Source organism: Streptomyces polyasparticus, assembly GCF_014493765.1.
GTDB classification, from domain to species: Bacteria; Actinomycetota; Actinomycetes; order Streptomycetales; family Streptomycetaceae; genus Streptomyces; species Streptomyces polyasparticus.
The window spans coordinates 1-10,333 of sequence record NZ_JACTVJ010000061.1 but is presented as its reverse complement, the minus strand read 5'-3'; the positions used below and the strand labels follow the sequence as shown (position 1 = coordinate 10,333).

Annotated in this window: 4 protein-coding genes; all 4 read left to right on the top strand. The window is 67.8% G+C overall.

Features of this window, described 5'->3' with window-relative positions; all coding sequences use genetic code 11:
• Positions 1 to 1,212 precede the first annotated feature (1,212 nt).
• The 4 genes from H9Y04_RS45150 to H9Y04_RS45135 all read left to right on the top strand — a co-directional run bounded on the left by H9Y04_RS45150 (position 1,213) and on the right by H9Y04_RS45135 (position 9,848).
• Positions 1,213 to 2,097 (top strand): L,D-transpeptidase family protein, encoded by an 885-nt coding sequence (locus tag H9Y04_RS45150; RefSeq protein WP_308802057.1) that lies wholly within the window; start codon positions 1,213 to 1,215, stop codon positions 2,095 to 2,097.
• Positions 2,098 to 2,470: 373 nt separating this feature from the next.
• A complete protein-coding gene (locus tag H9Y04_RS45145) occupies positions 2,471 to 7,450 on the top strand; it encodes a DUF7927 domain-containing protein (RefSeq protein ID WP_187820067.1) in 4,980 nt (1,659 codons plus the stop codon).
• Positions 7,451 to 7,714: 264 nt separating this feature from the next.
• Positions 7,715 to 8,320, top strand: coding sequence for a DUF11 domain-containing protein (locus tag H9Y04_RS45140; RefSeq protein ID WP_187820066.1), 606 nt, complete (start codon positions 7,715 to 7,717; stop codon positions 8,318 to 8,320).
• A 757-nt stretch (positions 8,321 to 9,077) separates the two neighbouring features.
• On the top strand, positions 9,078 to 9,848 hold the full coding sequence (locus H9Y04_RS45135; RefSeq protein WP_187820069.1) for a helix-turn-helix domain-containing protein: 771 nt from the start codon (positions 9,078 to 9,080) through the stop codon (positions 9,846 to 9,848).
• The last annotated feature ends 485 nt before the right edge of the window (positions 9,849 to 10,333 follow it).

Genomic DNA, 10,333 nt, shown 5'->3' with positions numbered 1-10,333 from the left:
GACGAGATCACCCTCTTGACGGACGGTTCCGCCGCTTAACTCCGTGGCCTTGCTGCGACTCCGCGGTTCGTCAGCTCGGTGAAGACCTGGAACTAGTGCAGGTGCCCTCGCCGCCGTCGCCGGCCCAGATCCCGAGAATGCCTCGGGTGCCGCCTCGACCGTGACAGCAATGCCCAAGTAGATCGGCTGGTTGGCTACCTTGCCATCGCGAACCTTGGTTCTGTCGCCGATCTCGTGATCCGGACGGCGGAGCGGAGCATGCCGACGGTTCGCAATCATGCATCGCGTGCTCGCGTGATCTGCTCTTGGAGCTGTTTCCGTATCTGTCCGCGTTGCTGATCGAGGAGGTCGAGCGGCGGCCGGCCGTAGTGGTGTTGAGGACGCGAGTGCGGGCGCTGGTCGGATCCTGTCGCTGCGGTCAGGCTTCAGGCTTCAATCCGGGATCACGGCCGGTACGTGCGCAGGCTGCTTGATGTTTGCGGTCGGCGGGGTCGACGTCGTGATCGAGTTACGTGTGCGCCGCTTCCGTTGCGAGAATCCTGTCTGCACCGAGGCGACGTTCGTCGAACAAGCAGGGGGCTGACCACTCCTCATGACAGGCAGACGCTGCTGCTGCTGCGTCGGGTGTTGGCGCAGATAGGGTTGGCCCTCGCGGGCCGGGCCGGGCCGGAGCCCGGCCCGCGGCCGCGCTGGGCATCACCGCGGGCACGGACCACTGCTGCAACTGGTCAAAGCCCTGCCCGAGCCGGAGGTCGGCGAGGTGGAGGCCCTTGGCCTCGACGACTTCGCCTTTCGCATGGGGCACCGCTACGGCACCGTACTCGTGGGCATCGATTCCAGCGGCCCAATTACTCTCATCGGCCAGGTCACTGAGGCCGCATGCAGGCAACGAGGCTGGCGTCGAGTTCCCAGCACGGTGCGGGCCGACCAGGAACTCCCCGGCAGCACTATTGCGCCGTCTGACATACCGAACACGCCGCCCAGTTGGTCCCGAAAACCACTGTGAGGGCCTTGTCGATGGCTGCTCAGCCAATCACCGATCGTCCGAGGTAATGCGACCCGTCCGGCATGACATTCGGAGGCGCGATGTCGCCACACGGTGTCATCGCGACCGCACATTCGCCAGATATGCCGCTTATTGCGCTATATGTTGTCCGGTCGGTGTTGCTGGAGAGCGGAGGCGCAATGGCGCGCGGCTGGACTAGAGGGGCCGTGGCCGCTGTTGCCGGGGTCATGATGCTGGGGCTCGGCGTAGCGCCGGCCGTGGCGGACGGGGTTCCCGCGCCGGTGTCTGCGCGCGCGGACGATCCGGGGGAGTTGCGCGTCGAGGATCCGCGGGCGGTGGCGTGGCTGTCGTCGCTGCCCGGCTACGCCGACGCCCCCGACCAGGGCGTTATGGTGCCCGAGGGTGTGCGGGCGCTGCCCGAGGGGCTGCAGCGGGACCCGCGGCCTCTGCCGCAGCTGCCGAGCCTGGAGCGAGTGCCGGCCTCGGAGATCCTGAAGCGGGCGCCGTTCTGCACTCGGCGTACTGGGCCGCGCCAGCGCGAGCTGGAGCGCTTCTTGAAGCTGAGGGTGGACGGCAAGCAGTCCGCGGCGGACTGCAAGGCGATCCAGAGGTTCCAGATTAGGGCCAAGATCATTCCAGACACGGGCTATGCGGGCCCGGTCACCTGGGGCTTGGCCAAGCTGATGGACGCCATCGCCCACCCGAACGCCGGCGGCAGATGCCCCGTACGCCGGCGGCGGATCGTCTGTGCGGACCTGAACCGCCAGCTGCTGTGGGTGCAGAAGGGGCGGAAGATCACCTACGGCCCGGTGCCGATCCGGACCGGGCGGCCGGGCCTGGGGACGCGTACCGGCTGGTACAGCATCTACTTCCGGGTGAAGGACTTCCACTCCACGCTGTACAACGCGCCGATGCCCTACTCCCAGTTCTTCTCGGGAGGCCAGGCCTTCCACGGCACGTACGCCGACATCTACAGCCCGCCCGGCTCGCACGGCTGTGTGAACCTACGTTTCGCCGACGCCAAACGGCTGTGGAGTGCGGTACGGCAGGGCGATGCGGTCTACGTGTGGGGTCGCCGGCCGGCGAACTGACCTGCTCGGGGTGCGCGGCGCCGGCCCTCTCCTGCTGTACGGGAGGGGCCGAGAGGGTGCATTCCCGCCCCAAAACGATCACGTACGTGTGCGCCTTCGGGCTCTGGGTGCGCATGCCTGCGTAACTCCGGGATGACAAGTCCGTTGTCTAAACCGGAAGCGGGTCATGAATCGACCAAGATTGTTGCCTGGTGAGAGCCGGGCAAGAACCCGTGCGCTGCGGCGCGGGACAGAGAAAGCCCTGTCGGGAATCACCGCAGCAGGAATGGTGGCCTCGGCGCTGTCGCTGGGAGCAGCGCTGCCAGCGTCTGCGGATACATCGACTGCCGCCGCCTATAAGGCTGCGCCCAGGGCGGCGCAGGCGCCGACGGAGGTGTACGCGGAGGACTTCGAGAACAACCCCCCCAACCCCGACGCCCCGATCCTCCTCACGGCCTATACCGGCGCGACGGGTATGCAGTACGACGCCGATCAGGCCTGGCTCACTAACTGCAACGGCAACGTCCGCAGTCGCACCAGTGAGCTCTTCGGGAACTGTGCCACTGCCGGCTCGCGCGATGCGACACGCCAGCAGGCATGGGCCCTGGGGAAGTTCAACGGCCAGAGCGACACGGCCGCGGATACTAACCACGCCGTGACGGCCCTCACGGATCGCAACGAAGCCCCCAACCTGTTGCAGTTCAGGACGGCCTCCCCGATCCGCCTCGCGGCCGCCAACCGGTTCCTGGCCTTCAGCGTCGACTACGCGGCCACCGGCTGCAACGTCGGGCGGCCCTACGCACAGTTCTCGCTGCTCAGCGGCGGAACCACCACGGCGGCGGGCACGCCGATCGACGCCTGCACCGGGGCCGGGATCGCCGCACCAGGCACCGGGACCTCCCCAGCGCAGCAGGTCCGGGTCGGCCGGTACTCCTCGAACGGGTCCGTACTGGCCACGGACACGTCGGTGGGCATCGAGCTGCGTAACGCGAACGGCGCGGCCGCCGGCAACGACGGAGCATTCGACAACATCAAGCTGCTCGACGCGACGCCGACGCTGGACAAGGAGTTCAGCCCGGCCAGCGTCCCGCAGAACACGCAGTCGACGCTGACGTTCACCGTCACCAACACCACCGAGCTGGCCTCGAAGAACGGCTGGGGGTTCACCGACACCCTGCCGACCGGGCTCAAGGTCGCGGGTGCGACGGGCGGCACCTGCCCGTCGCGGGTGGTGAACGCCCCGGTCGGGGGATCCTCGATCCAGGCGACCGGCAACCTGAACACGGGCATGGCCTCGTGCACGATCACCGTGCCGGTCACTTCGGCGACGACAGGCACCTACACCAACGGGCCGGGCAACGTCACGGCCATCACCGGCCTGAACCCGCCACTGGACACCGACGTGACCTTCACGGCGGCCACGGCGCTGTCCGTGACGAAGACGCCGTCCTCGACGACGTATGTGCCGGGCAAGGACCTGACGTACAGCATCAAGGTGCACAACGACGGTCCCGAGACGGCGCACCCCACGGTCAAGGATCCGCTGGCGGACCTGATCGGCGACTTCACCTGGACCTGCGCGGCCACCGCGCCGAGCGCCTGTGACACCCCTTCGGGTACCGGCCCCCTCGACACCAAGGCCACTGTCGCCAAGGACGGCGACGTCGTCTACACGGTGACGGGCAAGGTACCGGCCAACGCGACGGGTGACATCGACAACACGGTCACCATCGCCCCGGGCGCCAACGAGTTCGACACCAACTGCGCCACGAGCTGCTCGGCTTCGGCCAAGGTGACCGCGGGCGCCTCGGAGACCGCGCTGTCGATCGAGAAGACCTCCGACCGTACGGACGGTGCGTACGTGCCGGGCCAGCCGCTCACCTACACGGTGACGGTGAAGAACGCCGGCCCCTCGGACGCGGTGGGCGCCACGCTCACCGATACTCTGCCGACGGAGTTCAACTCCTTCACCTGGTCGTGTCAGGAGAGCACGGGTAGTGCCTGCAGCGCCGCCAACGGCACCGGCGACCTGCCGGACACCACCAAGGTGAACGTCGCGGCGGGCGGTTCGGTGACGTACACGTTCACCGGAACCGTCCCGGAGGGGACGACGGGCAGGAAGACCAACACCGCGAAGGTCACCGCGGCGACCGGTACGACGGACGCCAACTGCGCCTCGGGCTGCTCGGCGGATGTCGCGCTGAACGGCGCGTTCGTGACGATGACCAAGACGGCCACGCCGGCCGACGTGAAGGCCGGTGACACCGTCACGTACAAGGTGGTGCTGGACAACGCGGGTGCGGGCGACTACCCGGGGTTCAAGTTCACCGATGACCTGTCGGGTGCGGTGGACGACGCGGACTTCGTGGTTGGGTCGATCACCACGGCGCCGTCGGGTGACGAGGCCGCCGCGTACGACGACGCCACGCAGAAGCTGACCTGGACCGGGACGGTTCCGGCCGGCAGCAAGGTCACCGTCACCTACAAGGTCAAGATCCCGGATCCGCTGAAGGCGGGCGGGGACAAGTCCCTGAAGAACGCGGTCGCGAGCTCGGGCTCCAACTGCCCGACCGGGACCGAGCCGGGCTGCTTCAGCGGTCCCAAGGGCATCGGCACGATGAAGCTGACGAAGGAGCTGCTGACGCCGGGGCCGATCAAGCCGGGCATGGTCGTCAAGTACCAGGTGACGGCCGTCAACTCCGGCAGCGGCACCTACCCGGGTGCCTCGTTCACGGACGACCTGTCCGGGGTGCTGGACGACGCCGCGTGGGACGGCACCGAGGCGGCTGTTTCCTCGGATTCGGCCCGGACGCCGAACGCGCCGGTCTTCGACGCGGCCGGCAAGAAGCTCACCTGGACCGGCGATGTGGCCGCCGGGGAGACCGTGACGGTCACCTACTCGGCGACGGTGGGCACGCCGCCGCTGGGTGACAAGAAGCTCAACAACAAGATCGTGGGCCCGGGTTGTCCGCCTGGTTCCACCGAGCCCGAGTGCGGTGGCGAGGAAGAGGGCATCGCGAACCTGGGGATGAAGAAGGAGGTTGATGCACCGTCGCCGGTGAAGCCGGGCTCGGAGATCAAGTACACGGTGACGCTGGAGAACACCGGCACCGCGGACTACCCGAATGCCTCGTTCACCGACGATGTGTCGGGTGTGGTGGATGACGCCACGCTGACGGACGGCCCGGACCAGGGCGCGGTGTACGACGAGCCGGGCAAGAAGATCACCTGGAACGGTCCGGTGGCCGCGGGCGACAAGGTGGTGATCACCTACACGTTCACGGTGAACACCCCTGACCTGGGCGACAAGATCCTCAAGAACGGGGTGAGCTCCACTGACGACGTACTCTGCCAGCCGGGCAACACGCCGCCGCCGTGCTCCCCGAAGCCGCCGAACGTGGCGAGCCTGAAGTTCATCAAGACGATGACGGCGCCGACCCCGCTCAAGCCGGGCGACAAGGTCAGCTACCAGGTGCTGGTCAAGAACGAGGGGACCGCTCCCTACCCGGCTGCCTGGTTCGAGGATGACCTGTCGGACGTCATCGACGACGCCACGTACACCAAGGATGTGGCGGCGGAATCCGGGACGGCCTCCTACACGGCGCCGAAGATCAAGTGGACCGGGGATGTGGCTCCCGGTCAGACGGTGAAGGTCACCTACACCGCGAAGATCAACAACCCGGCCGCCGGGAACAAGAAGCTGACCAACACGGTGGTCGGTCCGGAGGACTCCAACTGCGGTGCCACCTCGACTGACCTGGACTGCCAGGGCAGCGGTCGCACCCGGGGCAGCGGAGACATCGCGCAGCTGGAGTACAGGAAGGAGGTGACGAGCAGCACGACCCCCAAGCCGGGTGACACGGTGGAGTACATGGTGACGGTGACCAACACCGGTACTGCGGACTACCCGGGTGCGACGTTCACCGACGACCTGTCCGACGTGATCGACGACGCCACGTTCAACAACGACCAGCAGGCCGACGTGGGACAGGTATCGTACGCGGCGCCCAACCTGACCTGGCGGCACGACCTTCCGGCGGGTGCTGCGGCGGTCGTTAAGTACTCGGTGACGATCGACATCCCGATGAAGGGCAACAAGAGCCTCTCCAACGGCGTCAAGGGTCCGGGCCAGTGTCCGACCGGCCGCGAGCCCGGCTGCTTCTCGGGCCCGGACGGTATTGCCGATGTCCGCTACACCAAGACCTCGTCGCCGACGGTTCCCAAGCCGGGTGACACCGTGAATTACACGGTGGTCGTGGAGAACAAGGGCAGGGCGAAGTCGCAGTACGGGAACTTCACCGACGATCTGTCCGGCGTGCTGGACGACGGCGTCTACAACGGCGACGTCAAGCTGGTCGGCCCGGACCAGGTGGAGTACCGGGAGGCGTCCTCGGAGATCGTGTGGACGGGTGACCTGGACCCGGGCCAGAAGTCGACGATCACCTACAGCGTGAAGCTCAACAAGCCGGCCACCGGCGACCGCAAGCTCAGCAACGCGGTCATCGGCCCGGTGGGCACGCTGTGCGAGCCCGGCGGCACCCCGCCGCCGTGCCGCCACGAGTCCAAGGTCGCCAACCCGGTGATCCGGAAGACGGCGTCCACCAACAAGCCCAAGACCGGCCAGAACGTCACCTACACCATCCAGGTGGAGAACACCGGTACCGCCAAGGCCACCGGCGTGAAGATCATTGACGACCTGAAGGACGTCCTGGACGACGCCACGCTGGTCGGCACCCCCCGCGCCGACTCCGGTGCGGCGCCGACCCTGGCCAAGGGCGTACTGACCTGGACCGGCGACATCGAGCCGGCCCAGATCGTGACCATCACCTACACGGTGAAGGTCGGTCCGCCGCCGAAGGGCAACCTGCGCCTCGGCAACAAGGTGAAGGGCCCGTCGGGCTCCAACTGCGGTGACAAGCCGGACGACTGGTGCGGCGGCGAGAGCGAGGACATCCCGTTCCTCGACATCAACAAGTCCATGGTTCCGGCCGATCCGGGCGAGGGCGGCACGGTGATCTACTCTGTCAAGATCGCCAACCGGACCAAGTCCGACTACGACGGTGCGAAGGTCACCGACGACCTCACCGACGTTCTGGACGACGCGAAGTTCGCCGGCCAGATCGACACCGGTGGCAAGGGTCACGCGGCCTTCAAGAACCGCAAGATCGTCTGGACCGGTGACATTCCCGCCGGCAAGTCCGTCACCATTCGCTACGCGGTCACCGTCGGCAACCCGCCGGCCGGTAACCGGATCCTGAAGAACGTGGTCACTGGACCCGACGCATCCACCTGCGCCCCCGGTCACAACCGCGCCTACAAGGGCGGCAACTGCCGTACCTCGGCGGTGATTCCGCAGGAGAAGAAGGACAAGTAGCACCACCGCACAACCGAACGCCAGACCGGAGGCCGTCCCACCCAGGGGCGGCCTCCGGCCCGTGCCGCACCGAAGGACCTCTGGGTCTGCTTCTCGGCCGTGACCGGCGTGCCCTGCCCTCCGCCTACCTGTGTGATCTCTAGAGTCGGCCGCGATACGTGTGAACTCCCGCGTATGGCTATGTAATTCAGTGAATCCAGCAAATCGCGCAATGTCGTGAATCCCGCACCTTGGGACCACGCGCTCCTTGTCGAGAGGCTCCCCATGCCCGCCCTGCTCCTGGTCGCCCCCGCCGCCCTGCTGCTGGCACTGCCCGCAGCCGCCGCCCCCGCTGCTCCTCCCGTACCTCCGGCCATGTCCATCGCGGTGGACGACGGCCGGACGACCGCCGACACCGGCGACCGGCTCGACTACACGGTCACGCTCACCAATGCCGGCGAGAAGGAGCTCCGGGACCTGCGCATCGTCCAGCGATTGCCGTCCTTCGCCAAGGCGCTGGACGCGGCCGACGGGTTGAAGGTGCACGGTGACGAGGTCGTCTGGCGGGGCGGCGTGCGAGCCGGCGACAAGGCGGCTTTCAAGATGGCTGCCACCCTGCGCAAGCCGGATGTCGGGCAGCTGCGGGCGACCTCGACGGCCTGCGCATACCTGGGGAAGTCACAGTCGCCCGTGGTGTGCGCCGCCGATATGGACACCCTGCCGGCCGGAGCGAAGGCCGACCAGGCCGCGATGACGGCGGCGCAGGCCGCCGAGGGCGGACCGGGGGCCGGGCCGTGGGCCGTGGGCGGCGGGCTGCTGGTCGCGGCCGCACTCGCCGCCGCCTGGCTGCGGCGGCGAGTGCGGGCCGAGGGGGCGCGGGCCCTGGCATAGGGCTGCCGACCGGGCGGGCGTGGTGTCGTCCCGGGCGTCGGCGCCTGTCGTACGCCGACGCCCGGGACCGGCCGGGATGTGCTGCTCGCCCGGATCAGCCAGGCCCTGCGCCCCGGTACAGGTCGAGTTCGCCGTCGAGCTCGATGGCGATGACCGTGATGTACCAGGGCGGGGCGACGGGCTACAACGACTACCCGACGGCACCCCGCGAGAAGAACACCCTCTGACCTACACAAACTCTCTGGTGAGGCAGGGTGGAAGGTGGTGTAGACAGGTGGGCACGGCACCCCCCCCAAACGTCCCCCACGGATGCTCAGAGGCCCCCAGATCCCCCAGAAATCCCCCAGGATTCAGGTCGTTCCACACCTTCTGACCTGGGGATACGGGGAGACTCTTAGTCCGCTACCTCGGCTCGTGGGCGCCGGACGCGTGATCTCGGATCTCCGTCGCATGCTTGGCTGCTTGCGTGATCCGACCTGCTTCCCGGTGCGCTCTGAGCTGGCGCAGATTGGCGGCGCATACGGTGCAGCCCTCGACAGGGGCACAGTCTAGGAGCCAGGCGTTGAAGCCGACAGGAAGTTCGACGGGCTTCTCCTGGGTGGTCTTCGGTGTGGTCATGGTGACCATGGTCCGGATGTGTCCCGGTCATCGCGGCGACCTTCACGGCGTCGCTGAGGCGTCATCTCGGGGTCATTTCGTGGGCGTCAAACCGGTGTCATTCCTGCCGTGCTGTGGCTAGCCTCGATCTATGACGACGATGACGGAACGCGAGCGGGTCCCCAATGACGTGCTCACTGCGGTGCGTAAGTCGATGAATCTCAGTCAGGACGAGTTCGCCCAGGGGCTGCGCCGGGCCGGTGACGAGATCGGGGAGCCGAACGATGCCTCGAAGCGGCTCGTGCAGCGCTGGGAGTCGGGTGTCACGCGGACGTGCCGCCCGCTGTATGCGCGTGCACTGAAGCGGTTTACCGGCCGCGCGCCCGAGTCGCTTGGCTTCGCCATTCCTATGGCGCGCGTGCGCGCGGATGGCGCAGGGGGCCATGACATGGATGCCGGCGATGTCGGCGCCCTCGATATAGCCGCGGCGCCAGCGGTGGCCCCTCAGGGGGAGTACGCGGGCGTGTGGCTGTCTCGGTATGAGTTCTATTCGTCCAGCAGGGATGAGACGTTCGACTGCCGGCATCACGTCGTGGTCGTCCAGCACGGCAACCGCCTGACGGCGCAGAGCCTGCCAGGGGCGTCGACGAATCTGGACAGTCCGTTGTCATTGGATCTCACCGTTGACCGCAACGTCGTGACCGGTACCTGGACGGAACAGACCGCGGCAGACGGGTACTACCAGGGTGCCCGCTACCACGGCGCGATCCAGCTGTTGGTCGAGCCCACAGGCCGACGCATGGCGGGCAAGTGGGTCGGGTTCGGCAAGGACTTTGATGTGAACACCGGGCCGTGGGAGTTGCGGCTCCTGGACCGCTCCACCGGCCGCGCCAGCATCGAGCGGTACTCGACGCCACCGGATCGGTCCTAGGTGCAGCAGGGATGCCCCGCTCCTGGCCAAGTGCTGGCCAGGAGCGGGGGTGTTGTCGTGTGTTGGGCGTGGGGTTCAGGTTTGGGGGTAGGCGCGGTGGTGTGGCATCGCCGCAGCGCCGGCGCGGCGATGCCACGTGCGGGCTCCCCCTGCGGCGCCGCAAGAACTCCCGCCGACTGCGGTGCTGTTGGGGTTGAGGGTGCGGGTGGTCGTGCATGAGGGGAGCACGCGCGGCCACCTGGGCGCCCGCCCAGGGGCATGATGCCCGGACGCCAGGGTTCCAGCGACTGCCGTGCAGAAACGGGCGTATGACGCCCTGTAGCTGTTCAGGCGGGGGCGATCATGGTTTCGGTGCCGCCTGGGCCTTTCCAGTAGAGGGCGCCGTCGCGGGCGTAGAGGATGCGGCCTCCGGGGGGGGTGCCCCTATGTGTTTGGTCAAGGTCCAAGGCCGCTAGGTTCGTGCGGTCGAGGGCGGGCCGAGTCGT

Bases quoted from the DNA above. Each gene is read 5' to 3' on its own strand.
- H9Y04_RS45140 (WP_187820066.1), top strand. From the start codon at position 7,715: ATGCCCGCCCTGCTCCTGGTCGCCCCCGCCGCCCTGCTGCTGGCACTG.
- H9Y04_RS45135 (WP_187820069.1), top strand. From the start codon at position 9,078: ATGACGGAACGCGAGCGGGTCCCCAATGACGTGCTCACTGCGGTGCGT.